Source organism: Christiangramia qingdaonensis (genome assembly GCF_048381525.1).
Taxonomy (GTDB): Bacteria; Bacteroidota; Bacteroidia; order Flavobacteriales; family Flavobacteriaceae; genus Christiangramia.
On record NZ_JBLWIM010000008.1, the window covers coordinates 579,424 to 604,338 of the forward strand.

Annotated in this window: 23 protein-coding genes and 1 other RNA gene; 18 read left to right on the plus strand and 6 right to left on the minus strand. The window is 39.2% G+C overall.

Translation table 11 applies throughout. The features are described from left to right. Positions 1–10: 10 nt before the first annotated feature. A complete protein-coding gene (locus ACNI3T_RS03380) occupies positions 11–3,031 on the minus strand; it encodes a tetratricopeptide repeat protein (protein ID WP_418226625.1) in 3,021 nt (1,006 codons plus the stop codon). A 161-nt stretch (positions 3,032–3,192) separates the two neighbouring features. Here ACNI3T_RS03380 and ACNI3T_RS03385 point away from each other — a divergent pair, with 161 nt between their 5' ends. The 4 genes from ACNI3T_RS03385 to ppgK all read left to right on the plus strand — a co-directional run bounded on the left by ACNI3T_RS03385 (position 3,193) and on the right by ppgK (position 5,799). Next, positions 3,193–3,876, plus strand: a complete 684-nt coding sequence (locus ACNI3T_RS03385) for a cell division ATP-binding protein FtsE (protein ID WP_322302102.1) — start codon at positions 3,193–3,195, stop codon at positions 3,874–3,876. Then, positions 3,876–4,070 (plus strand): hypothetical protein, encoded by a 195-nt coding sequence (locus tag ACNI3T_RS03390; RefSeq protein ID WP_418226626.1) that lies wholly within the window; start codon positions 3,876–3,878, stop codon positions 4,068–4,070. The genes ACNI3T_RS03385 and ACNI3T_RS03390 overlap by 1 nt, the downstream gene beginning before the upstream one ends. Positions 4,071–4,250: 180 nt before the next feature. Next, complete coding sequence (locus ACNI3T_RS03395; protein ID WP_141877021.1) at positions 4,251–4,841, plus strand: fasciclin domain-containing protein; 591 nt, start codon at positions 4,251–4,253, stop codon at positions 4,839–4,841. 211 nt (positions 4,842–5,052) lie between these two features. Beyond that, on the plus strand, positions 5,053–5,799 hold the full coding sequence (gene ppgK / locus ACNI3T_RS03400; RefSeq protein WP_418226627.1) for a polyphosphate--glucose phosphotransferase: 747 nt from the start codon (positions 5,053–5,055) through the stop codon (positions 5,797–5,799). Between the two features lie 85 nt (positions 5,800–5,884). Here the strand turns inward: ppgK and ACNI3T_RS03405 are convergent, their stop codons facing one another. From ACNI3T_RS03405 to ACNI3T_RS03415, 3 genes are all read right to left on the minus strand, one after another. After that, on the minus strand, positions 5,885–6,790 hold the full coding sequence (locus tag ACNI3T_RS03405) for an EamA family transporter (RefSeq protein ID WP_418226628.1): 906 nt from the start codon (positions 6,788–6,790) through the stop codon (positions 5,885–5,887). Positions 6,791–6,931: 141 nt separating this feature from the next. After that, positions 6,932–8,734, minus strand: coding sequence for a translational GTPase TypA (gene typA, locus ACNI3T_RS03410; protein WP_418226629.1), 1,803 nt, complete (start codon positions 8,732–8,734; stop codon positions 6,932–6,934). A 185-nt stretch (positions 8,735–8,919) separates the two neighbouring features. Continuing rightward, positions 8,920–9,405, minus strand: coding sequence for a DinB family protein (locus ACNI3T_RS03415; protein WP_418226630.1), 486 nt, complete (start codon positions 9,403–9,405; stop codon positions 8,920–8,922). A 124-nt stretch (positions 9,406–9,529) separates the two neighbouring features. Here ACNI3T_RS03415 and kdsA point away from each other — a divergent pair, with 124 nt between their 5' ends. The 8 genes from kdsA to ACNI3T_RS03455 all read left to right on the plus strand — a co-directional run bounded on the left by kdsA (position 9,530) and on the right by ACNI3T_RS03455 (position 17,160). Further along, a complete protein-coding gene (gene kdsA / locus ACNI3T_RS03420) occupies positions 9,530–10,348 on the plus strand; it encodes a 3-deoxy-8-phosphooctulonate synthase (protein ID WP_418226631.1) in 819 nt (272 codons plus the stop codon). Positions 10,349–10,452: 104 nt separating this feature from the next. After that, a complete protein-coding gene (locus ACNI3T_RS03425) occupies positions 10,453–11,589 on the plus strand; it encodes a porin (protein ID WP_418226632.1) in 1,137 nt (378 codons plus the stop codon). Positions 11,590–11,660: 71 nt separating this feature from the next. After that, entirely contained in the window at positions 11,661–12,767 is a 1,107-nt protein-coding gene (locus ACNI3T_RS03430) for a hypothetical protein (RefSeq protein WP_418226850.1), read from the plus strand. A gap of 18 nt (positions 12,768–12,785) precedes the next feature. Further along, positions 12,786–14,414 carry a BCCT family transporter gene (locus tag ACNI3T_RS03435; protein ID WP_418226633.1) on the plus strand — a complete coding sequence of 543 codons (1,629 nt, stop codon included), beginning with the start codon at positions 12,786–12,788 and terminating at the stop codon, positions 14,412–14,414. Further along, positions 14,414–15,268 (plus strand): universal stress protein, encoded by an 855-nt coding sequence (locus tag ACNI3T_RS03440; RefSeq protein WP_418226634.1) that lies wholly within the window; start codon positions 14,414–14,416, stop codon positions 15,266–15,268. Before ACNI3T_RS03435 ends, ACNI3T_RS03440 begins: the two co-directional genes overlap by 1 nt. Before the next feature lie 272 nt (positions 15,269–15,540). Beyond that, positions 15,541–15,876: a mechanosensitive ion channel family protein gene (locus tag ACNI3T_RS03445; protein WP_418226851.1), complete on the plus strand. Its 336-nt coding sequence runs from the start codon at positions 15,541–15,543 to the stop codon at positions 15,874–15,876. Positions 15,877–16,562: 686 nt separating this feature from the next. Beyond that, positions 16,563–16,772: a hypothetical protein gene (locus ACNI3T_RS03450; protein ID WP_418226635.1), complete on the plus strand. Its 210-nt coding sequence runs from the start codon at positions 16,563–16,565 to the stop codon at positions 16,770–16,772. Positions 16,773–16,875: 103 nt separating this feature from the next. Beyond that, the gene (locus ACNI3T_RS03455) at positions 16,876–17,160 is read left to right on the plus strand and encodes a hypothetical protein (RefSeq protein WP_418226636.1); all 285 of its coding nucleotides are present in this window, start codon (positions 16,876–16,878) and stop codon (positions 17,158–17,160) included. Between the two features lie 83 nt (positions 17,161–17,243). Here the strand turns inward: ACNI3T_RS03455 and ACNI3T_RS03460 are convergent, their stop codons facing one another. Further along, positions 17,244–18,071, minus strand: coding sequence for an endonuclease/exonuclease/phosphatase family protein (locus ACNI3T_RS03460; protein WP_418226637.1), 828 nt, complete (start codon positions 18,069–18,071; stop codon positions 17,244–17,246). A 4-nt stretch (positions 18,072–18,075) separates the two neighbouring features. Next, the gene (locus tag ACNI3T_RS03465) at positions 18,076–19,284 is read right to left on the minus strand and encodes an NAD(P)-dependent oxidoreductase (protein WP_418226638.1); all 1,209 of its coding nucleotides are present in this window, start codon (positions 19,282–19,284) and stop codon (positions 18,076–18,078) included. A gap of 293 nt (positions 19,285–19,577) precedes the next feature. Between ACNI3T_RS03465 and ssrA the strand changes: the two genes are divergently transcribed. The 6 genes from ssrA to ACNI3T_RS03495 all read left to right on the plus strand — a co-directional run. Then, positions 19,578–19,977, plus strand: a transfer-messenger RNA (tmRNA) gene (ssrA, locus tag ACNI3T_RS03470). 468 nt (positions 19,978–20,445) lie between these two features. Beyond that, entirely contained in the window at positions 20,446–21,543 is a 1,098-nt protein-coding gene (locus ACNI3T_RS03475) for a sensor histidine kinase (RefSeq protein ID WP_418226639.1), read from the plus strand. A 3-nt stretch (positions 21,544–21,546) separates the two neighbouring features. Beyond that, complete coding sequence (locus ACNI3T_RS03480) at positions 21,547–22,869, plus strand: sigma-54-dependent transcriptional regulator (RefSeq protein ID WP_418226640.1); 1,323 nt, start codon at positions 21,547–21,549, stop codon at positions 22,867–22,869. A 188-nt stretch (positions 22,870–23,057) separates the two neighbouring features. Then, positions 23,058–23,219: a hypothetical protein gene (locus ACNI3T_RS03485; RefSeq protein WP_418226641.1), complete on the plus strand. Its 162-nt coding sequence runs from the start codon at positions 23,058–23,060 to the stop codon at positions 23,217–23,219. A gap of 6 nt (positions 23,220–23,225) precedes the next feature. Continuing rightward, positions 23,226–24,506, plus strand: coding sequence for a Glu/Leu/Phe/Val family dehydrogenase (locus tag ACNI3T_RS03490; protein WP_418226642.1), 1,281 nt, complete (start codon positions 23,226–23,228; stop codon positions 24,504–24,506). A 26-nt stretch (positions 24,507–24,532) separates the two neighbouring features. Beyond that, positions 24,533–24,915: GreA/GreB family elongation factor (locus ACNI3T_RS03495; RefSeq protein WP_418226643.1), on the plus strand; the 383-nt coding region annotated here is incomplete at its 3' end.

Below are 24,915 nucleotides of genomic sequence, written 5' to 3' on the forward strand. Positions count from 1 at the left end.
TAGATTATTTTTAGTTGTTGGTTTCTACTGAAGAATTGGTTTTTGCTTCCTGAGCTTTGATCTTACTTAGTTCAGCTTTTGCTTCAGAAACAATATCCGGGTACTTCTGAAAGTTCTTGATCACATTTTCCAGAATGTAAGTTGCCTGGTAAGCATCTCCAAGCGCGTAGAAGTTTTTAGCCATTAACACAAGGCCTTTTGCTCCCCACATTTTGTATCCTGAAAAGTCTTTTGCCAGGATCTGTACAGCAGCATTCGAAGCTTCAAAGTTCTTATCCCTGTTCTTGAAATAAGCATCATAATACAATGCTTCAGCACCAAGTTCTCCCGTCGCAGTTTTCTGAACCTCTTTGTAAGCAGATCTCGCTTTGGATTCATTACCAGATTTGATGGCTGCTCTCGCAACCATAATTCTCGCATCATTTCTAGCTTCGGTATCGGCTGTAGTATTGCTTAATACTTTTTCAGCATAGACATTGGCTTTTGCAAAGTTTCCAGTCTCATAATAAGACTTCATCAGGTTTTGCTGAGCAAACACTACATTTTCGTTACTATCTGCCTGTGTTTCAAGTTTTTCAAGTAAAGGAAGTGCCTGTGCATAATCCTTCTTCTCCAAGTAAATTTCAGATAAACGTGTAAGTGCCTGTTCGCTGAATTCGTTTTTAGGTTTGGAAGTCACATATCGATAATTAGCAATCGATCTGTCCACTTTTCCATCACGATAATATAGCTGAGCGAGGTAGAAATTAGCATTAATCGAGTGAATCCCGTTCGGGAAATTCTGAACATACTTTTCAAAATTCGCCATTGCCTTCGCAGTATTGTTGTTCAGATATTGATTTTCTGCTGCCTCATAAGTAGCATTATCAAGATCTGAATCACTTACTTCCACAAAGTCAATATTTCTAACCCAATCTGCATACTCATCAGTTCTACCTAAATCTACATATACATTTCTTGCGGTAGATACTGCTTGCTTAGCTTCCGGTGTATTAGGAAATTCAGCAACCACTTTTCTCAGTCTCTCCAAAGCTTTATTCCCATCATTATTGTTGTAATAAATAAGCCCCTGTCTTAGCATCGCTTTTGGAACCAGTGCACTTTCCGGCACATCACGAATAAGTCTATTATAGGATTGTATCGCCTGGTCTGTATTATTTGCAGCTACATACGTATTTCCTAACTCATACATCGCATCATCACGATATGGCGAGCGCGGGTAACGATTAATGAACCCATTCAATTCTTCCAGTTTGGTATCATTTCTATTCACGAAACCGTAGCTTATGGATTTCTGAAAAGCAGCATAGTCTGCATTGCTCACTCCGTTATCAATAGCTTTTTGATAAGCTTCCATCGCTGGCCAGTACTGGCTGGTTACATAATAGGTATCCCCAAGTCTTAAAAGTGCATCATTCTTCTTTGCACCTTCCGCAGAAGCTGAAGAGGCGAATGATTTAAAGTAGTTCACCGCCTGGGTATAATCGTTCTTCTTGAAATAAGCATACCCAATATTATAGTCCAGATCTTCATATTCCGGAGTATTTCGTGCTGCGCTCATTCCTTTAAATTCACGATATCCAAGAATGGCGTCATCCATTCTATTAATATTATACTCACTTTCAGCTTTCCAGTAAGTAGCTTTCGCAGTGATATCCTGGTTTCTAGGTTCTTTTAAAGCCTTGTCAAAGTTCTTGATCGCTTCGTAATACTCAGCTTCTTCGAAAAGTTCCAGTCCGTAGAAATAAGCAACTTTCTGGTAAGCCTGCTTGTCGCTGAAGTTTCTATTATTTTCCAGCAATCTCATCGCTTCTTCGTAATTTTTTGAAGTAATAAAGGAATCAATAAGCAGTGATTCCATTTCAGATTTATGTTCTGATGCTGGATAGGCGTTCAGGTAATTGATCAAAACCTGTGACGGACTCTCATAAGAATTCCCGATCTCATAACTAAGTTTAGCGTAGTTGAAAAGAGCATCTTCTTTGATCTTCGCATCAAACTCCATTTCAGAAGCATTTTTGAAAGCGTTTAAAGCCTGTTGCTTCTGGTCACTCTCAAGGTATGATTGCGCAAGGTGGTAGTAAGCGTTCTGTGCGATCGCATTTTTACCATCAACGATCTTATTAAATTCACTGATCGCCGCTTCATAATCACCCTGTTTGTAATAAGCGTAACCAAGCTGGTAATAATCTGTGTTATTCCATTTACCTCGAAGGCCGTTGTAACCTTTTAGATAGGGAATCGCTTCCTGGTAGTTCCCAAGATTAAAATAACTTTCTCCTATTATTTTATTCAACTGCGGAATCTCCTGTCGGTTAGCTTTTGGCAACTGTTCAAGTCCCTGTTCAATTGCTTTTTCGAAGTTTCCAAGTTTGAAGTTCATATCTGCCTGGAAATAAGAAAGATCTTCGGTGTAGCGATCGTTTCCTTTTACTTCTTCGAAATATTCGCTGGCTTCCTCATAGTCATCCCCTTCATAGGCGATATAACCAAGATAATATTTCGCCTGTGCGCCATATTCTTTGGAATCCCGAACGCGGTTCAGGTAAGTTTGAGCCTCCTCGAATTGATTGGAACGAAAGTATGCGTACCCATTGTTGAAGTAATATCTCTCCCTGTCCTTTTTGCTCATGGCATTTTCATCCACACGATCATACCACTTCCTGGAAAGCGCATATTTACCGGTTTGGAAATAATAATCGGCTACATCAAGGTAAGCCGAATTCGTCTTTGTGCTGGTAGGATACCTGGTCACGAAATTTTCCATAAGCCTGTCGGCTCCCGGTTGATTAAGTCTCACGGCAGCATTAGCGATATAATACGCAGCATCTCCCTTGATCTTTTCATCATCGGTCTCGTCCATCACCTCATCAAATAGATTCTGAGCGGCGAGATATTGCTCATTATTATACAATTCCAGAGCCCGATTGAAGTCAACCAGGTCATGAGTATAGGCAGCAGATTGCTGACAAATACCGGAAAATGAGAAGGATATGAAAACGACTAGCAGGTAAGCTTTTTTCAGTGTCATTTATGATGTTTTAGATTGGAAATCAAAGATAATTTAAAGCTTGATTCTATAACGTTGTTTAACTTCTATAATTATGTTAATGGTAAAAAAAGTATGTTGCTGCACCTTGAAAAATGTATATTTGAGCATAATTTTACCCGAATATTCAACGTTAGCAACCCATGTCTCAAACTGTACTTGAACTAAAAAACGCCGCGATCTATCAACGCGAAAGTCTTATTTTATCTGAAGTGGATGTCACCGTCTACAAAGGTGATTTCGTTTACCTGATAGGAAAAACAGGTACTGGTAAAAGTAGCTTTATGAAGACCTTGTACGGAGACCTGCCTTTAACTGAAGGTGAAGGAAGCATTGTAGATTATAATCTTCGAACATTAAAGGAGAAGGATATTCCGTTTTTGAGACGTAAACTGGGAGTTGTCTTTCAGGATTTTAAATTACTAACAGATCGTAATATAAAAGACAATCTGCTTTTTGTATTGAAGGCTACTGGCTGGAAAGACAAAAAAGCAATGGATAGTAAGATCGATGAAGTACTGGACAAAGTTGGAATGAAAACTAAAGGATTTAAATATCCTTACCAGCTTTCTGGTGGAGAACAGCAGCGTGTGGCTATTGCCCGGGCATTGTTGAACGATCCTGAACTGATCCTTGCAGATGAGCCTACCGGAAACCTGGATCCACAAACGTCTGTAGAAGTAATGGAAGTTTTACAGGAAATTAGCAAGAATGGTAATACCATCCTTATGGCTACTCACGATTACGCCTTATTGCTGAAGTATCCTTCCAAAACCCTGAAGTGCGATGGCCAGAGAGTCTTCGAAGTAGTTCAGAAATCGGTTTAATGAATTTAGGAAAAGGGGCATATATACTTGTTGTACTTGCAGGGATTTTGATAGCGGCAAACTTCTGGCTCGCTTACCCTGATAGTTTTGATATTGTTTTTTACCTGCTTACCATATCGAATCTGTTTATTCTAATTACATCCAATATTAGCATCAGGAAGCTAAAAAACAGGACTGATGCATCCAGATTTTAGAATTGCAATTTCACCAATATCTCTTGTTCACCCTAAGTTTTACTAATATAGCCATACATAACCCTTAAGCATAAAACCTTCATTATTAACAGATTAAACTTTGTTTAAAGTTTAGTTAACAACGTTAGACGATATCGTTTTTGAATCTATATTTATCTCATAATCAAAAACTTAAATATTATGAGAATTTTATCTTCCTTCGGAATTGCCCTACTAATGATTCTTTTCATTTCCTGCGAACAGGATCCAGTTTCAGATGAACTGAACACCGCAGATGCAAGTGCAAAAGCTTCTGTTGCTGCTCAGAAAAGTGACGAAAGCATTGCCGCTATCGTAGTACAGTTTGCTTCAGCTGAAGAGGACGCACAGTTCACCCTGCTTTTAGCTGCCTTGAATTACGCTGGAATCACTTCCCTATTCGCAGAATCTGATCAATATACAGTCTTCGCTCCTACCGATGCTGCTTTTGAAAGGTTTCTGGGAGATAATAGTTTAACAGACTTTACACCAGAACAGGTCGCTGCAATTCTTTCTTATCATGTTACTGAAGGGAGACGTTTCAGCAATAGTGTGGTGCCAAAGAATAAACCAAGAGAAATTGAGACTTTGCTAGGTCCTTCAATCTATGTCAACAGCTCTGCTGGAATTGACACCAACGATAGTGATATGGATACAGACGCTTCAATTCTTGTAGGTGCTGGCTTATTCGATATTCCAGCTAGCAATGGAGTGATTCACGTGATCGATGAAGTACTGGTTCCGGAACTATAATGCTCATAAAATCTACCATATTTTAAAAGTCACCTTAGGGTGGCTTTTTTATTTTTACATTTCAGATCAAATCCAAATTTAAGGTCTTGGGTATAAATTCAACTGACTCAGAATTAGACATCGTCCATAAGAATTTCAGAGATTATAATTTTCAGGAAAGAGCTGAGTAAAAACTTCATTTTTATTAACTTGTATCCTCTCAAATAAATTCATGGATATTTTAGGAATAGATATTGGCGGTTCCAGTTTAAAAGGAGCCATTGTAGACATGCAAACCGGATCTTTGAAAACTGCTGTTCACAAAATTCCGACTCCGAAGGACCGCAAACCGGAAGGTATTGTAAATGCCGTTTCTCAAATGGTTTCTTATTTCAAACATAAAGGACCTGTAGGCTGTGGTTTTCCTACCATAGTCAAAAAAGGTATTTGTCAACACGAAGGAAATCTACACCCCGACTGGGTAGAAAAAGATGTGGATCGTTTATTTGAGAGTGCTACAGGACTTGAATTTAGTGTGATCAACGACGCGGATGCCGCCGGACTGGCTGAAATCAATTTTGGTGCAGGAAAAGATCTTGATGGATTTGTTTTAATGATTACCATAGGAACAGGCCTGGGCAGTGGTGCATACCTGCGAGGCGAACTCATTCCAAATTTTGAACTGGGGCAGATCCCTTATAAAGAATTCGAGAAAATTGAGCAGTGGGCGGCTTCTTCCATTAAGACCGAAGAAGGACTTAGCTACCAGGAATGGGGTGAAAGATTTAATACCTTTCTAGAATACGTCGAAAAGATCCTTAATCCAGACACCATTATTATTGGTGGCGGAATTTCAAATGACTGGGATAAGTTCAAAGATCACCTAAAGATCGGAGTCCCTCTAATCCCCGCTGAACTTCGAAATGATTCCGGTATTCTGGGTGCAGCACTCGCAGCATATCTGAAATACGCGAGGTAAATCTCTTTCGGCAATATTTCGAAATCTTGCTAATTTCAAAAACTTCAGGAGAAAAAGAAGATTTTTATTTAATTCCGAAGAAAGATTACTCCTTTGCCTTTGCGTGCTGACTCTTCTTTAAATTCATTTGAACTACAGCAAGTAAAATCAAACCAATTCCCAGCCATTGTGCTAGATCAACCTGCTCATTCAGTAAAAAATATGCCATTAAAACAGCAGCAGGCAATTCGATAGAAGAAATTATAGCTCCAAGGCCAACATCAATTTTCGGCATTCCAGCGGTATATAATAATGGAGGCAGGATAGTTCCAAACAAGGCTAATACTAATCCCCAGTTCAGGAAGATACTGGTATTGAACTCAACAATCAGGTACGGTAGCGTAATAATACTTACTACGATAAAACCACCTAGCATCATCCATAAACTTCGTTTCAGGGAATGCATTTCCAAAGAAACTGTGTTAGAGCAATAGATCGTTCCTGTGTAGGACATCGCAGCCAGAACTCCCCAGCCTATTCCTCTCCAGTCTATCTCGAATGAATCCTTGAAAACATTTGTAGCTAGTAGCGTCCCTGCAAGAATCGCTACAACTGCAAGAATCTTTTTAGTACCTGGCCTTTTCCGTTTCATGATGGCTTCCAGTACAACACCCATCCACACACTTTGCATCAACATCACGATCCCGATAGAAACCGGTATATATTTTACCGCGAGATAATAGAAAAAACTGGTTAGGCCTAATGTTGTTCCTGCCGCGATCAATTTCAATTTACTGCGGTTCCTGGATGTTCCGGTTTCAGCATTACCCTTCTTGCGTACAAAAAGATTTATAAGTAAAAGCCCCAGTAGACCAAGTGCCATTTGTGAAAATGTAACTTCATGAGAAGTATAACCATCTTCATAGGCTAATTTTACGAAAGTGGTAAGCATCCCATAGCTACAAGCTCCAAGCGCTACCAGAATTGATCCTTTTAGTACAGATTTATCCATGTGTTTTTTAAACAAAAAAGTTTAGTGCATTCCATAGTTCGCAGAACACTCCCGCAGACAGCTCATTTTAAACTTCAGTCGAAAATTTTGCATGAAAAAGCCCACCTTACGGCAGGCTTTTCAAAAATATAGTTGATAAGATTATACGATCTTATTTCTCTTACGTTCGTTTTCAGTAAGGTAGATCTTTCTAAGTCTTAAGTGCTGTGGAGTAACCTCAACATACTCATCCTTCTGAATGTACTCTAAAGCTTCTTCTAAAGAGAACTTAATCGCAGGAACGATCTTCGCTTTATCGTCTGCTCCTGAAGATCGTACGTTAGAAAGCTTTTTAGTTTTAGTAATATTCACGGCCATATCATCCTGACGTGAGTTCTCACCAATTACCTGACCTTCGTAAATATCCTCTCCCGGATCTACGAAGAACTTACCTCTGTCCTGAAGTTTATCGATAGAATAAGGAATTGCTTTTCCTTTCTCCATAGAAACTAAAGATCCGTTCTGTCTTTCAGGAATTCCACCTTTAAGCGGCTGGTATTCTTTATATCTGTGCGCCATGATCGCCTCACCTGCAGTAGCAGTAAGCAACTGGTTTCTAAGACCAATAATACCTCTGGAAGGAATAAGGAATTGAATATTCATTCGCTCTCCTTTTGATTCCATAGAAAGCATCTCCCCTTTTCTCATTGTTACCATTTCCACGGCTTTTCCAGAAACATCTTCCGGAAGATCGATCGTAAGCTCTTCAATTGGCTCACATTTCACCCCGTCAATTTCTTTGATAATTACCTGTGGCTGACCAATTTGTAACTCATAACCTTCACGTCTCATTGTCTCAATAAGAACAGATAAGTGAAGTACACCTCTACCAAAGACCATGAATTTATCGGCACTATCAGTTTCCTGAACACGAAGCGCAAGGTTTTTTTCAAGTTCCTTGAAAAGTCTTTCCTTGATATGTCTTGAAGTCACAAACTTTCCATCTTTTCCGAAGAAAGGAGAATCATTAATTGTGAAAAGCATACTCATTGTAGGCTCATCGATAGCGATCGTCTTAAGTCCTTCAGGATTTTCAAGATCAGCAACAGTATCACCAATTTCAAATCCTTCCAGTCCAACGATAGCACAAATATCACCGGCCTGTACTTCTTCGATCTTTCTACGGCCTAAACCTTCGAAAGTATGTAATTCTTTAATTCTTGTTTTTTTAATGCTTCCATCACGCTTCACTAAAGAAACCTGCTGACCTTCTTTCAAAGTTCCTCTTTGCAATCTACCAATCGCAATACGACCTGTAAATGAAGAGAAATCCAGAGAAGTGATCAACATTTGAGGAGAACCATCAAGATCTACTTTAGGTGCAGGAATATGTTCCATTACCATATCAAGCAGCGGCTCGATATTTTCAGTTTCATTTCTCCAGTCGTCACTCATCCAGTTGTTCTTGGCAGATCCGTAAACCGTTGGGAAATCCAACTGCCACTCTTCAGCACCAAGTTCGAACATTAGATCAAAAACTTTCTCATGAACTTCTTCAGGGGTACAGTTTTCTTTGTCCACTTTGTTTACAACCACGCAAGGTTTTAAACCAAGATCGATCGCTTTTTGCAAAACGAATCTGGTCTGTGGCATAGGACCTTCAAAGGCATCCACTAATAGAAGAACACCATCTGCCATGTTTAAAACACGTTCTACCTCACCACCAAAATCGGCGTGACCAGGAGTATCAATGATATTGATCTTCGTGTCTTTATAAACAACAGAAACGTTCTTGGAAGTAATCGTGATTCCACGTTCTCTTTCAAGATCATTGTTATCCAGGATAAGATCACCCGTAGATTGGTTATCACGGAACAATTCACAGTGATACATTATTTTATCAACCAGGGTCGTCTTACCGTGGTCAACGTGTGCGATAATCGCGATATTTCTAATAGCTGTCATGAAGCCTTATTTTTAAGGCTGCAAATGTACGTCTATTTTTCGCGAATACATCGTATCTTTAGAAGATTTTAATTTGCTGATTATCAATTATTTTAATCAGTATACTATTCTGAATTTCTTCTTCTGAAATATGGAAAAAGCATAAATATTCCGGAAATGACAATTTCAAGCAAAATTCATTCAGTTTACTGCTCATCTGCAGAAGGTCCATATGTAGATGGTACCGGCAAGTCTAGTAGTCGAAAATAAACACCCAGTTGCGCCCTATGATGCGGGAATTGATTCATCACGATAGTTTGCAACACATTAAACTTTGGCATCTCCATCAAAGTCGCACCATCCTTGGTCATTTTCCAGTTCTCCTGATAAGCTTCGTCTGGTTTCTGTAAAGCTTTTATAGCTTCTTCAGAATTTTGCTGAAGTGTCGCGATGATTTCTGAAACGGTAGATCCTGAAGGTGCTTTATATCCTGAAAGATCCATACTGCCATGATCCATAGTACCGCTAATCCAGGTCGGGATTTCCGCTAGATGGTTTGCGAGCGCATTGATGCTCATAGATTTGTCATGAGGTTTCCAGTTCATTTTATCTTCTGGAATGCGCTTAAGAAATTTTAGTGTAAGTGCCGTTTCCTGTTTTAACTGCGGAATGAGAAATTCATGGATCTTCATATGCTTAATTTAATAGTTAATTCTTTCTAAATTAAAGCTTTTCCGGCTAAGATTGAGCAAAATCGGGTTCTCCCAATTTTTTGATGCGGAATTAATTGAACTATCTTTGCAAAAAACCAACGAAATGGAACTGAGTAAAATTCCGCAGATAAAATATAGTGATTCTAACAATTTCTTTCTACTTGCAGGTCCGTGTGCGATCGAAGGAGAAGAAATGGCTTTACGAATTGCCGAAAAGGTGGTGGAGATCACTTCTAAACTGGAGATCCCTTATATATTTAAAGGTTCTTTTAAAAAGGCAAACCGGAGTCGAATAGATAGTTTTACCGGAATTGGAGATGAGAAGGCTTTGAAGATCTTACGCAAGGTTTCTGAAACTTTTGAGATCCCTACAGTTACCGATATTCACGAAGTAAGCGATGCCCAGATGGCTGCTGAATATGTGGATGTACTACAAATCCCTGCATTTCTGGTTAGACAGACAGATCTGGTAGTTGCAGCGGCAGAAACCGGCAAAGTGGTGAACTTAAAGAAAGGACAATTTATGAGTCCGGAATCCATGAAGCATGCTGTTACCAAGGTAACCGATTGTAATAATGGGCAGGTGATGGTCACAGATCGTGGAACCATGTTCGGTTATCAGGATATGATCGTGGATTTTCGAGGAATTCCTACGATGAGAGAATTTGCTCCAACAGTACTTGATGTTACTCACTCCTTACAACAACCAAATCAAAGCAGTGGTGTAACCGGAGGCCGACCAGATATGATCGAAACGATCGCTCGTGCCGGAGTGGTGAATCATGTTGACGGACTTTTCATCGAAACTCATTTTGATCCTGCAAATGCAAAAAGCGATGGTGCAAATATGCTCGATCTGGCTTACCTGGAGAATCTTTTAAGCAATCTGGTAAGTATTCGAAAAACCATTAATTCATTCTAAAACTTTGAAAACCGCCCTACAGCGGTTTCTTTTTTTTTTTAAATCATAAGCGGAAAATCTTCAGATATTCCTGTAACTTAGGATAGCCTAATAAATATAGATCAATGGTTTATACGAAATTCTATCAGAGTTTGCTGGTAGCACTTACCTTATGTTTTTTCAGCTCAGGTTATTCACAGGAAAAACTTGAAGTTGATATTGGTGGGGCATTACGCTTTAATTACAACCTCTCTTCCTGGAAAGAAGGACAAAAAGATAGAGGTGGAGATTTTGGGTATGACCTATTCAGATTAAATGTAAATGGAGCATACCAGGGAATTTATGTAGATGCGGAATACAGATTTTACTCTGAAGCCTTCGGAGGAGATTTCCTGAAACACGGAGTCGTTGGCTATGAATTGAATGAAAATAGTAAGATAGAAGCAGGTCTTGCTAAAGTTCCTTTTGGAATCGAACGCTATAATTCCAACAACTTCTTTCTGAATCTACCATATTATGTGGGTCTGGAAGATGATTACGATATGGGAATCACCTATACCTATGAAAATGATGATTATGAGTATCATCTTGGGTTCTTCAAAAATTCTGAAGAATTGCGATTTGGAAGTAATTCTGAAAATTCTTCAAACCGATATTCCTATGATATCGTTGGCAGAAATAAAGAGATCAACCAGATAAATGGTAAATTCATCTGGAAACCGTTAGGTAACAAAACACACCGGGTTGGTGCTTCTGCAAAATATGGTGGCATCTATAATCTGGATACCGAAGAAATTGGTGACCGGTATGCCTTTGCGATCCATCACCAGTATCATACTGAAGACTGGCTTATAAAAACGCAAATTTTAACTGCCGGATTCAATCCGATTAATGCTCCCGGTGAACCAAGAAATAAGCTATTACTTGGAGCTTATGGTGTCCCTTATGATACTGCAGCCAAATTCGAGATCTACACTCTCGGGATTTCCAGATATATAGACATCGACACAAAGCTTTTTAAACACCTGGAAATTTATAATGATTTCGGCTTCATGGATAAAAGAGAAAAAGGTTTCACAGATTCCTTTATGAATGTCACAGGTGTATTATTCAGCTCCGGTCCTATTTATTGCTTTGTTGACTACGCCGCAGGTTACAATCATTCGTGGCTGGGAGGAAATTTCGTCGATGATTTTGGGGTTGGAGATCCTGATGCTAAATGGGAAGCGCGATTCAATATCAACATTGGATATTACTTCTAGAATATCAGAATTAACTATTAAGATATAACCATTACAGAATGTTAAAAACTACTTCTTCGAGCTTTCTATTCATGATGCTATTTGCATTCCTAAGCAGCGAGTTATTTTATGCTCAGGAAGATCCGGAATTGAAGATTGGAGGTGCGCTTAGATTCAATTATAATCTATCCTCGTGGAAAGAAGGACAGAAAGACCGTGGTGGTGATTTTGGGTATGATATGTTCCGAGTTAACGTAAATGGATCTTACCAGGGAATTTATGTGGATGCTGAATATAGATTATATTCCCGATCCTTTGGTGGAGGTTTTCTGAAGCAAGGTTGGCTTGGATACCGTTTTAATGAAAAAGAGGAAATTCAGGTTGGATTAACACAGGTTCCCTTCGGAATACAGCAATATAATTCTCATAACTGGTTTTTTAATCTCACCTATTATTTCGGATTAGAAGACGACCACGATATGGGAGTGAAATATGTTCATATTGATGATAAGTTCGAATATAATCTGGCTTTCTTTAAAAATGCTGAAGAATTACGTTTTGGTGGAACTTCTGAAGTTTCGCCAGATAGATATTCTTATGATGTCGTTGGTAGAAATAAAGAGGTAAATCAATTCAACGGAAAGCTAATCTATAAATTTGGTGATTCCATCAAAAATAGACTGGGAACTTCCGTTCAATATGGAGGTTTATATAATCTTGACACAGAAAAAACAGGATCTCATTACGGGTTAGCTTTACATTACGAAATGTTCTATAAGAACTGGAACCTGAAGCTACAGGCGATGCACATAGACCATGATCCTGAAAATTTACCAGGTGAATCCAGAGAGATCATCAAAATGGGAGCCTATGGCTTCCCTTATGAAGTAGCATCAGACTTTAATATTTACACGATTGCGGTTTCTAAAAGCATTCCGGTAGAACTTGGACCTATCAGCAATATCCAGTTCTATAATGATTTTGGATACCAGGATAAAAAAGTAGATAGTTTTGAAGATTCATTTATGAATGTCACAGGAATGCTTATCACCGCAGGCCAGGTCTATACGTATGTAGATTACGCCGCCGGTTATAATCAATCCTGGCTGGGAGGAAATTTTGTAGATGATTTCTCCACAGGGAATCCCGATGCAAAATGGGAAGCCCGATTTAATATTAACATAGGATATTACTTTTAATCAGACTTAAATTAATTTATGGCTAAAAAAGTTACCAGAAGCGACGAAAAGAAATCAATATTTGGACTTGAAGTGAACGGTCCGGTATTTTTTACTTCTACCGCTATTATTATTGCAATTATTACGCTCACGCTTATTTTCAATAAACAAGCAGAAAGTTTTTTCAGTGATCTCCAGCTTGGAGTTGCTGAAAATGCCGACTGGTTTTTTATTCTTTCCATTAATATTTTCCTGGTGTTCCTTATTTATCTGGCAGCATCAAAGTTTGGAAATATGAGAATTGGTGGACAGGGCGCGAAACCAGAATTTAAAACCGGTTCCTGGTTTGCTATGTTATTTAGCGCAGGGATGGGAATTGGACTTCTTTTCTTTGGAGTAGGTGAACCTGTAATGCACTTTAATAGTCCGCCTACTGAAGTAGCGGGGACTGCCGCCGCAGCACAGGAAGCGATGAACTTTACGTTTTTGCACTGGGGATTCCATGCCTGGGCAGTTTACGCACTTGTAGGTTTATCTTTGGCTTATTTCACTTATTCTCGTGGATTACCACTTACCATTAGATCTATTTTCTATCCATTTCTTGGAGACAGGATCTATGGTAGAATTGGTGATGTGATCGATATTTTCGCTGTTCTCGCCACTTTATTTGGCCTGGCGACCTCGCTAGGTTTTGGAGTACAGCAGATCGCATCAGGTTTAAACCACGTATTTGGACTACCAGATGGCATTACTACTCAGGTTATAATAATAGGTATAGTTACATTGATCGCCACTACTTCCGTAGTTCTGGGTGTGGACAAAGGAGTAAAAATTCTGAGTGAATGGAATATGAGAATTGCGGTCGTTCTGTTAGTACTTGCACTTATATTAGGGCCTACATTGTTTATATTCAGAAGTTTTGTAGAGAACACAGGAAGCTATTTATATAACTTCCTTGAAATTTCCACGTGGAGCGAAACCTATACCAATGGAACCTGGCAAAATGACTGGACCGTATTCTACTGGGGTTGGTGGATTGGATGGTCTCCTTTCGTAGGAATGTTCATCGCCAGAATTTCTAAAGGTAGAACGATTCGTGAGTTCATTCTAGGTGTGTTACTGGTACCGGCAATTGTCACCTTCTTCTGGATGTCAGCCTTTGGAAGTGTAGCTATTGAACAGATCATGTCTGGTAATAATGTTTTAAGCGAAGCAGTGAATGCAGATATTGCTACTGCCCTATTTGTATTTTTCCAGGATTACCCATTATCCATGGTAATTAATGTAGTCGCGATTTTACTTATTGCAGGTTTCTTTATTACGTCTTCAGATTCTGGATCATTGGTGATCGATAGTTTAACCACCGGTGGAAAAATAGATGCTCCGGTAGGACAAAGAATTTTCTGGGCAGTGACTGAAGGTGCTGTGGCAGCCGTGCTTCTTATTGGAGGTGGTTTGCAGGCATTACAGACCGCGACCATTGTCACCGGGCTTCCCTTCGCCATTATTCTTATGGTCATGTGCTATTCTTTATACAAAGGACTGAAGGAAGATCATGAGCAAATGGAAGAAAAGAAGTCTGAAAAGCAGATGAAGAATTATGAAGAGATCGTTTCTGAAATTGTACAGAAGCGTAATGTTAAGAATGAAAATAAAAACAATCAGTAATGAAGAAAGTCAACAACATTCTGGTAGCTCTGGATTTGAGCACAATAGATGACACACTCATTCAATATGCATCTTTCCTGGCCGATACTCTGAAGCCTGAAAAGATATATTTTGTACATAATATCAAGAAATATGAAATTTCTGAGATCTTTCAGGAGCAACTGAAGGACCTGGATCTGGAAACCATGATTAGTGATGAGCTGGACGAGAAGGTTGCGCAGCATTTTTCAGCTTCAACTGAATTTGAAGTTTTAATTTCCGAAGATCCTTATACCGAAAGTCTTATGAGCTACGTAGTTCATAAATACGCCATCGATCTCGTGATTGTTGGGAAGAAAAAAATTACCGAAGGTTCAGGAGGAATTTCAGAAAAACTGATGAAAACTTTAAAATGTGACATCGTCTCAGTTCCTGAGAACTCTTTAGGCAGCATGAATAACATTTGGGTTGGAACAGATTTTTCCCGCGAGTCGGTTAAATCTTTTGAAACAGCTTCTATTCTCGCAAATTACACCGGAGCCGGAGTTTCGTCTGTTCATGTGTATTCTATTCCAATTCAGTTTACACCATATATTGAGAAGGATGCGATGTTGCCAAAGATTCAAAAGCATAGCCAGGAAAAGTTCGATAAATTCCTGAAGAGATACCTTATTACAGATACTACTACAAGGATTTTTCGGGCAAAAGATGCAAGTGTCGCAGAACGTCTTGTACTGGAATCTGACAAGGAACAGGCAGATCTTATGATTATTGCCAGTAAAGGAAACAATGTCTTTTCATCATTGCTTGTAGGAAGTGTCGCAGGAGAACTTTTCAAAATGAAGCGAAATATCCCAGTCTGGATCTCGAAATAGATTTATATATTTTAATAGAATAAAGCGTATTGATTTAACAATATCAGTTATTTCATTACGCTTTATACATTTCTTCATCTAAGCCAGTGTTAATCAGCTAACAACACGCTTGCACTTCTCCTAATTTCATTTGGTATAACTAATCAAACAAATTATGAGAAACGAATTGGAAAATATTGCAGATATAATTAGCGACTTTCTGCCAGATTTTAGGTGCTTTGCTGGTCTTGTTGATCGGTTGGCTTATTGCCAAAGGCATCAAAGCAGTCATTGTGCGCTCACTGAAGAAAACTCGCTGGGATGAGCGCATCTTCGGAAAAGGTAAGATTGAAGATACGAACGTCTTTCTTGCCAACATTGTGTACTATGTCATCATGGTCTTTGTGATCCTGATTGTCCTGGAAATTCTAGGTATAGACCAGGTGCTGCCTCCGCTGGAAAATATGGTAAGTGAATTCTTTGGCTTCACTCCAAACCTGGTAGCAGCCATACTTTTTGGATTTATTGGTTATATCCTGGCAAAATTTGTCTCCAATCTAATCAATATTGGAGGAACTTTTCTGGATAGAATGGTAGATAAAACAGGTATTAAGATTCCGATAAACTGATCAATATTCTTAAGAAGGTTGTATTTATCGTAATCTTTATTCCATTCCTCATCCAGGCATTTAATGCTTTAGGACTGGACGCGATTTCGGGTCCTGCAAATGATATTCTTGCAGATTTCACAGCACTTAATTTTGAGATCCTGATCGCTGCAATTATTCTGGCTGTTTTTATATGGGGTGGAAAATATCATGCAAACTTCCTGGAAGATCTATTTAGAAGTATGGGACTGGATCGCGCTTCGGAAAAAATACAGATCCATAACATGATAGGGAAAGACCAGTCACTTTCAAAAATGGTGGCTAACCTGGTTTATTTCTTTCTCGTTTTCTCGGAATTATCACCGCAGTAGAGATCATAGGACTTACACAATTAACAGAGATCCTTGACCAGATCCTTGTTCTTACAGGAGAGATATTATACGGATTAATCATTCTTGCGGTAGGGAATTATATCTCGCTGCTTATTTACAACAGTATGAGTAAGGCGAACGGAAGCAATTTCGTAGCAAAGATAGTTCGCTGGGCTTCTTTTGCATTGTTCCTTGCAATCGCATTTGAAACTATGGGTATCGCCAATGAGATCGTAACTTGCTTTTGGTCTTACGCTTGGAGCAATTGCCGTAGCGGTAGCGCTGAGGCATGGACTTGGTGGACGTGAAGCTGCCGGCGAGCATTTTAAAGAAATCGTGCAGAAACTGAAGGATGATAACTCCAACATTCAACATAGTGGAAATACGAATCCTTCTCATATTCCAGGAACAGGCGGAATTACTGAAAATACCAGTCAGGATGAACAAACTGGAACAAGACCAGGAAATATCAATGACCCCGCAAATTCAAACAGACCAGATAATCCTTCACCTGGAAGGTCTGATGAAAACAGGTTGGACCTATAATCCAGATTTAGAATATAAAACCCGCAAATTTTGCGGGTTTTTTGTTTCGTAAAGCAATGCATAATTACCTATCTTTAATAAAGGGAATTATAATTTCAGCAAAATGAGAACTAAAGATCTAACTGTCACCTTGTTCATAGTAGCAACAATTTTACTCATTCCCTTAATGGCTATGCAATTTACCAATGAAGTAAATTGGAGTGGTTCTGATTTTTTAGTGATGGGAAGTCTATTATTTTTGAGCGGACTTGCTCTTCAGTTTGTGCGTTATAGATTAAAAAACCGAAAAAGCAGAATTATCGCAAGCTCGGCGATTCTTTTAGTACTTTTTATTATCTGGGCAGAACTGGCGGTAGGAATCCTTGGCACCCCTTTCGCCGGTAGTTAATTCCCGCCCTGGAATAGTCGAAGTGTAGGAAATATAGTAACATCCTTAATTACAAAAGTAAAAAGTATGGTCTACTGGATATATTAGAATTCTGCTTCTATAAATACCGGGAAATGATCTGAAGGATATTTAAAATTCTTCGAATCTGCTAATACAGCATATTTATTGACACTAATCTGGTCATTCACGAAAATATAATCTATACGGCGATTGATTGGTTTATCGAATTGGAATCCATTAAAAGTTCCTTCCGGTCCAAAGGTATTTCTTGCAATTTTTCTGGAATCCTGAAGTTCTTTCAAAATTTTAATCACTCCTTCTGCATCAGGTTCTAAATTGAGATCTCCCATTAAAATTACTGGCAGTTCATTCGTATTTAGTTTTGCAATTTTTTTCAGGATCAACTCAGCACTTTTAGTCCTGGCAGTCTTACCAATATGATCAAAATGAGTATTAAACACCCAGAATTTTTTCCCGCTGTTCTTAGTTTTGAAAAGAGCATACGTACAGATTCTGGGTAGTGCTGCGTCCCATCCAGTTGAAACTGCTTCCGGAGTTTCTGAAAGCCAGAAAGTACTGGATTCTTCAACTTCAAAATCATCCGTTTTGTAAAGTATCGCGGTATATTCACCTTTATCACGGCCATCTTCCCGGGCTACTCCAATCGAGTGATAACCATCGACCTCAGCAAGAAAATGCTCGACCTGAGTTTTTACAGCTTCCTGAAGTCCCAGAATTTGAGGTTCGTAGAACTGGATTTGATTAGTAATAAAATCTTTTCGCTTGGACCAGCTATTCCCGCCATCATTTTCATTGGCATATTTAATATTATAGCCCATCACGCTTACTTCCTGTGCACTACAAATTGCACTTACGAGAATTATTAAGAAACTACTAAAGATTTTAGTCATAGTTTTATTCTTTTCCATCTACAAAACCCTGTAAATAAGAGTACAACGGGGTTAATTTTCCATTTTCGGTCATTTTAGATCTTCCAAGAATAGTATCCTTATCATCATTAAAGAATGATGGAATTACGTGTTTGAGAAACATCTCTCCAAAACCTTCGCTGGCATCCTTGGGCAGTTCACATGGCAAGTTATCCACAGCCATAACCGCTAGAGCATTAGCACTTTTAAAATCTACCTCCGCATTTGTATTTAAGTCAACACCATAAAAAGGTTCCGCTATGGTGGAAGGTCGTATTGTACTTGCAACTGGTCCGGCAATATCACACGAAATATCTGCCACATATTTTATTCTGAAATCTTTATGCTGCATATCTTCTTCGGAATAAAATATAGGGGCGCCTTCTCCGTAAAAATGACCGGCAATAAAGACATCACTGGTTTTGGCGAATTTCATAAAATCAGGATCATAATTCTGTGGAACTTTATAAAATTCCATCCGGCTGCCTTCAGCCTTATCTTTTCGTTTGGCGTAATCCAGCACATCGATATGACAAAACACCGCTTCATCGAACTCATTAACAAGGTAAGTTTCTGGATCTACCTGTTTTATGTTTAAATGTTCCAGTATTTCCCTGGCCCCGTGCGCTACTTTCCCGCTTCCAGTAAGTACAAATTTGTACTTAGGTAGTTGTATCCTATCGAGTTCGTTCAAAAGTGAATCGAGATCTGGAAGATCTTCTGCTTTGGGAAGATCAAATAGGTCTTCCTTCTTACCAATCATTCGAATCCCATTATAAGCTCCAACTAAACCAGCATAACGTCCAAAGCCTATCAACCTGCCATTGTTCTTATTCGTGATGACCTCATGATCATACAATTCGATTCTTCTATTTAGAATGTTACGAAGCAGATCACGATTATATGGCTGCTTTTTGATCGTATGAGAAAAGAAAAAGTACTTTTTGTCAGGTATCAAATGGGGAATCGGAACTTCCTTTACCCCAATTAGCACATCACAATCTGTCACATCATCGCTTACCTCAAAACCAGCCTCTCTGTATTGCTGGTCGCTAAATATCCTGATATCAGAACTTTCGACTTTAAATACTGCCTGCGGAAACTGTTTCTGAGCTTCCTGTAGCATTTGAGGAGAAAAAACCACACGCCTGTCTGGTGGAGTTTTTCGTTCCCTGATTAGGGCAAATTTTATCATTGTGGTATAGCTTTTGTAGATTTTGACGTGTTTCAAAGATATAAATTAAAATGAGTATCTTTGCAGGCCCGAACTCTTTTAGAGATCGGTTATTCTTTGAAATTCTGAGTACTATTATTTGAAATATATAGTAGTTGCGTTAGGGATAGCAGCGGAAATCCTTTTTGTGAATTATGAGCAAAAAGATTGAAGCGAATAGCCCGCCGCGACGCCCAGAGCCCTGAGCTTGTCGAAGGGACGAAGGGAGGAGCGAAACGCCCAGAAGATTACAAAGGAAATGTTCATTATTTTATGGGGTCGACTTGGTTTTGACAGCGAGTCTAATTGAGTTGTAAGCACGTAGAGCGCCGGAATATAGCTCTTAAATCTCATGTTTCACACTTTTTCAAACGGCGAGAATAACTACGCCTTGGCTGCGTAACCGAATTACAGTAGGTTATACTTAGTCCCTGCAAGGCAGGGAGCCGAGATGTCTCGTGGAGGCCTTGATTTACGGCATCCACAACAGAGGCACCGATAAAGTAAATATAGGAAGCTCAGGGTCTTGATGAGTTTCTGAAACTTAACTGAGAATACGTGTAAAGTTGGTGGTTTTCGGCCGGCTTTGCATCGACAATCAAGTGAAAACTAAACGTGTAGAAAGCATCTGAATTGCTTGTTTGGACGAGGGTTCGAACCCCTCCGACTCCACAATATCTCACAGCTATGTAGTGATTTGTTAGAAAAAAATCCTGCCGAATTTATTCGAGCAGGATTTTTTTGGTTTAAACCACATTTGCCAGTAGAGAATACCATTCTGAAAAAGCGTTAACAGGTCAAATTTAAGTAGTTGCAGAACTATGATTTGTTATAGCCTGAGCCCTTTGCTGAAATTGCTCTATGTGCAGATTACTCCCTAACAGAAGAAGCCCATGGTCCATTACTTGTCCTATGGCAATTAAGCGATTAGTTTAACGACACCTATTCTGATATTTAATTGAAGGAATGTCTCAATGTTAATTTCGAAAATTTACCGCGAAGATTATATATTGATGATCGCATAAAGGCCTAAAGAAAAATAATTAACTTAAGCAGCGATCCCGCTTCAAGTGTAAAATAGTATTGAACTAAAGATTTGTCGGCTGCGGAATGCTAAATCATTCAGTTCGAAAACCTATATAAATGCCAAAAGAAATCTCCTTATCTAAAAAACTGGAAGAACGAATCAAGGAACTGTCCTGCCTTTACGAAGTATCCTCCGCAATTCGTAAACATTCAGATTCAGTTGATAACACGATGGAAGAAATTTGTGAGATTACAAAGAAAGCCTGGTTTTATCCAGACCATGCGATCGTTGAACTAAAAATGGATGAGCTTTATATTTCAACTGCAGATATACCAGAAAATTCTATCGTTCAGGAAAGCCTTATCACTCTTTTCAACGAAAATAAAGGATCGATAAAAGTGTATTATAATACTGCAAAACTGAAAAGCGCATACTTTCTGGAAGAAGAGCAAAAGCTTTTAAATAAGATATCGATCGAGATAAGCGAATTTTTTGAACGCAGAGAAATCACCAGAAAGGAAGAACTTTTAAAAAGAAGTGCGGAGCGAAACGACCGGCTTTCCATTCTAGGAGAAATAACTGCAGGGATTGCCCATGAATTAAATACACCGCTTGGAAATATTTTAGGTTTTGCTGAATTGATCAAATCAAAAACCCAGGAAAACCAAACCGGAAAAGATACAGGCAAGATCATTAAAGCAGCTATATATTCCCGCGAAATTGTAAAAAAATTAATGTTCTTTGCCTGTGAAATGCCTCAACATCAGGAGTTCGTTCAGATCAAACCAATCATTGACCAGGCATTAAAATTACTATCTCAAAATTTTTACAAAGCAGAGGTTAGCCATAAATTCAAAATTGATAATCCCGACCTGGAAGCTCAAATTGACACGATTCAGTTTACCCAGGTACTTTTTAATCTGCTTATAAATGCTATTTACGCTTCCCCTAAAAAAAGCCTCATCTCTATTCAAGTAACCAGCACGGCTTCCCATTTTATAATGGAAATTCAAGACCAGGGACCAGGTATTCCAGCCGAACTAAATGCCAGAATCTACGAGCCATTTTTCACTACAAAACCTGTAGGAGAAGGTTCCGGGTTAGGACTTAGTGTGGTTCATGGAATTATTAAAAGTCATCACGGAGAAATCATTAATTTTGATAATAAACCTACTGGAACTGTTTTTCAAATTAAGCTACCTATAAAAATGTAAGTTATGCTGCTAAAAAAGGCTAATATTCTCATAGTTGATGATGATTATGACATGCTTGAATTAGTACAACGCCAGCTTCAGGAGCAACAATATCACTCTTATAAGGCGGCTTCAGTAAAGGAAGCGATCGATATCCTAAAATTTAATGCTGTGGATCTACTAATTACCGATCTGCAAATGCCTGGTATTGGTGGAATGGAACTCATAAAATATGTAGAAGAACATTTTCCCAAAGTTCCGAAGCTGGTCATCACCGGATACCCTTCCATGGACGGTGCACTGACTGCCATGAGATCCGGTGCACTGGATTATATCGTAAAACCATTTACTGCGGAAGAATTAAAACAATCTGTTGAAAAATCAATTCCGAAAAAAACCCAGGATTCTGAGGTTACTATTCCCTCCACTAACAAAGCAACTGCTTATGCCGGAATTGTAGGTAATTCAGAAAAGATCGAACAACTTATTGATCTCATAGAACGGGTTAAGAATAACCGCGCCACCGTTCTAATTCAGGGCGAAAGCGGCACAGGTAAAGAACTGGTCGCACGTGCTATTCACTATAAAGGTACCTTTGCTGCAAACCCTTTTATCGCTGTTAACTGTGGTGCTATCCCGGGAGAACTTCTGGAAGCCGAACTTTTTGGTTATAGGAAAGGAGCATTTACAGGAGCGAGTGAGGATCGACCTGGTTTTTTCCAGGCTGCCGCCGGTGGTACTATCTTCCTGGATGAAATTGGCACTGCTCCATTAACCGTTCAAACACGATTATTGAGAGTACTTCAGGAGAAAGAGGTTCGGAGAATTGGAGAACAGAAAGCTAAAAAAATAGAACTCCGCATAGTCGCTGCAACTAATAGTGACCTCCTCCAGATGGTTGAAAAAGGAAGTTTTAGAGAAGATCTCTATTACAGGTTAAATGTTGTGAATATCGAAACCCCTCCACTTCGAGACCATAAAAATGATATCGCGCTACTCGCTAAGAATTTTCTTCGTAAATATGCTTCAGAATATGCCAGACCACGAATAGAGTTCACTCCAAAAGCCCTGGAAATACTGGAAAGATATAACTGGCCTGGAAATGTGCGTGAACTGGAAAATGTGGTTCAGAGAGCTATTATTATGAGCGAAGACTGTATCGATTTAGACCAACTTCCAGATCATCTTAAATACCCGGTCCCAGACCATAATTCTACTTCAAAGTCTTTGAAGGAAGTGGAAATGGAACATATCCTTAAAATTATGGCCAGTGTGGATAATAATAAAACCAAAGCAGCCGAAATTCTGCAAATCGATCGTAAAACACTTCGTAAAAAGCTAAACTAACGATCATATAGTACCGGTACGTTTCTTCCCAGCCGGGGCGTTTCTCCTCGATTTAAATGTAGCCAGCAGTATTCTTTTATTGAATATATCACTGATTTTCAGTTAATTAACTCCGGTTTTATAAAATTTTTTTAGCACAGGCATAGGTTTTGACTTTCTATAATTAGAAAAAATTAATCTATGACCGAATGAACCTGATCAAGGAAATAGTTACAGCCACTATTCCAAATAGAGAGCAACCTGAAGGTGTCACCCAGGAAATGCTCAAAGGCCTATGCTTCAACTGCGACAATCGCAGAATCTGTACCTGGAAAGAGGACAGAAAATCTCATTGTGAACACTTTCAATAATACAAAATGATAAACACTACAAAAGTGATTAAACAATCTATGTACGAGACCGTAATGAACCAGTTCAACAATACGGCAGATATGATAGATTTGAACCCGAATATCAGAAAGATCCTGGGTATTACCAATAATGAGATCATTGTTCATTTTCCAGTTAAAATGGACAATGGCAAAGTGGAGGTGTTCACCGGATACCGTGTTCAACATAATAATGCATTAGGACCTTATAAAGGTGGACTTCGTTACCACGATACGGTAGATATTGACGCTGCCAAGGCACTTGCCATGTGGATGACCTGGAAAACTTCCCTCGCCGGACTACCATTTGGAGGTGCAAAAGGAGGTATTCAAATAGATCCTCGAAATTATTCAGATTCTGAGCTGGAACGTATTACCCGTAGATTCACCTATGCTCTGGGCGAAAACATTGGACCGGAACATGACATCCCGGCACCAGATGTAAATACCAATCCGCAGACCATGGCCTGGATCGTAGACACCTATATGTCTACGATTTCATCTTCAGAACGTTCACATAATCAACATGTGGTGACCGGAAAACCCGTAGGAGCAGGAGGTCTGGAAGGTCGTGATCGTGCAACCGGGTTTGGGGTATATCTATCCATTAAGTTATTGCTGGAAACCGAACAGCAGGATCTAAGAGATAAAAGATTCATCGTACAGGGATTTGGAAATGTAGGCTACTGGGCATCCCACTTTTTATCTCAGGATGGCGCAAAGCTAATAGCTGTTCAGGATGCGCATGCGACAGTATACAACGAAGATGGAATAGATACTGAAGCTTTGGCTCAGCATTGTGAACCCAGAAAAGGATCGATAAAAGGATTCGATGGCGCTATGGAAATAGACGCTGATGAATTCTTCGGGCTGGATTGTGACATCGTCATTCCTGCAGCTCTGGGGAACCAGATCACTGCTGAAAATGCCTTTAAAATTAAAGCTTCGATCGTTGCTGAAGGAGCCAACGGACCTACAGATAAAGAGGGTGAAAAAATTCTGCTTCAAAATGGAGTAAAGATCATTCCTGATATTTTCTGCAACTCTGGTGGTGTAATTGGAAGTTATTTTGAATGGCTTCAGAATAGAAATGGCGAGTTATGGCAGCTGGATGAGGTGATGTCCAAGATACAGAAGAAATTAACCGAAAACTTTCATAAGATCCATAATGAAGTAAATAAGCGAGAAGTGGACTGGAGAACAGCAGCATTTATCTTGGCTATTTCCAGAGTAGAAACGGCCTACAAACAAAGAGGGATTTTTCCTTAATAGGACTGCAAATAAATAAGTAAGAAATGAAATACGGAGAATTAATAATTGAGAAAAAGGAATATGATTTTCTAAAACAAATCATGTCGCTGGCTAAATACTACAAAGACACCTCGTACAAAGCATCGATCTATAAGTTGATTGAAGAACTCAAAAGTGCCAAGGTGGTGAGCAATGCTAAGATGCCTGCAGATGTGATTCGACTGAATTCGTTTGTAAGTATTAAAACGGCCTACTCAGTAGAAAAAACCTACCAGATCGTGACTCCAGACAAAGGTGATTTGCGTAAGAACAGGATCTCTGTTCTGGCTCCCATGGGACTTGCGCTTTTTGGATACGCAAAGGGAGACAACATTACCTGGACCTTTCCACTTGGAGAAAGTCACATACATATCCAGGAAGTAAAACA

Coding starts and splice junctions, on each gene's coding strand:
- typA (WP_418226629.1), bottom strand. CDS start 8,734: ATGACAGCTATTAGAAATATCGCGATTATCGCACACGTTGACCACGGT.
- ACNI3T_RS03465 (WP_418226638.1), bottom strand. CDS start 19,284: ATGATAAAATTTGCCCTAATCAGGGAACGAAAAACTCCACCAGACAGG.
- ACNI3T_RS03390 (WP_418226626.1), top strand. CDS start 3,876: ATGAATTTAGGAAAAGGGGCATATATACTTGTTGTACTTGCAGGGATT.
- ACNI3T_RS03415 (WP_418226630.1), bottom strand. CDS start 9,405: ATGAAGATCCATGAATTTCTCATTCCGCAGTTAAAACAGGAAACGGCA.
- ACNI3T_RS03440 (WP_418226634.1), top strand. CDS start 14,414: ATGAAGAAAGTCAACAACATTCTGGTAGCTCTGGATTTGAGCACAATA.
- ACNI3T_RS03455 (WP_418226636.1), top strand. CDS start 16,876: ATGAGAACTAAAGATCTAACTGTCACCTTGTTCATAGTAGCAACAATT.
- ACNI3T_RS03435 (WP_418226633.1), top strand. CDS start 12,786: ATGGCTAAAAAAGTTACCAGAAGCGACGAAAAGAAATCAATATTTGGA.
- ppgK (WP_418226627.1), top strand. CDS start 5,053: ATGGATATTTTAGGAATAGATATTGGCGGTTCCAGTTTAAAAGGAGCC.
- ACNI3T_RS03460 (WP_418226637.1), bottom strand. CDS start 18,071: ATGACTAAAATCTTTAGTAGTTTCTTAATAATTCTCGTAAGTGCAATT.
- ACNI3T_RS03475 (WP_418226639.1), top strand. CDS start 20,446: ATGCCAAAAGAAATCTCCTTATCTAAAAAACTGGAAGAACGAATCAAG.
- ACNI3T_RS03480 (WP_418226640.1), top strand. CDS start 21,547: ATGCTGCTAAAAAAGGCTAATATTCTCATAGTTGATGATGATTATGAC.
- ACNI3T_RS03430 (WP_418226850.1), top strand. CDS start 11,661: ATGATGCTATTTGCATTCCTAAGCAGCGAGTTATTTTATGCTCAGGAA.
- ACNI3T_RS03395 (WP_141877021.1), top strand. CDS start 4,251: ATGAGAATTTTATCTTCCTTCGGAATTGCCCTACTAATGATTCTTTTC.
- ACNI3T_RS03490 (WP_418226642.1), top strand. CDS start 23,226: ATGATAAACACTACAAAAGTGATTAAACAATCTATGTACGAGACCGTA.
- kdsA (WP_418226631.1), top strand. CDS start 9,530: ATGGAACTGAGTAAAATTCCGCAGATAAAATATAGTGATTCTAACAAT.
- ACNI3T_RS03385 (WP_322302102.1), top strand. CDS start 3,193: ATGTCTCAAACTGTACTTGAACTAAAAAACGCCGCGATCTATCAACGC.
- ACNI3T_RS03485 (WP_418226641.1), top strand. CDS start 23,058: ATGAACCTGATCAAGGAAATAGTTACAGCCACTATTCCAAATAGAGAG.
- ACNI3T_RS03425 (WP_418226632.1), top strand. CDS start 10,453: ATGGTTTATACGAAATTCTATCAGAGTTTGCTGGTAGCACTTACCTTA.
- ACNI3T_RS03380 (WP_418226625.1), bottom strand. CDS start 3,031: ATGACACTGAAAAAAGCTTACCTGCTAGTCGTTTTCATATCCTTCTCA.
- ACNI3T_RS03405 (WP_418226628.1), bottom strand. CDS start 6,790: ATGGATAAATCTGTACTAAAAGGATCAATTCTGGTAGCGCTTGGAGCT.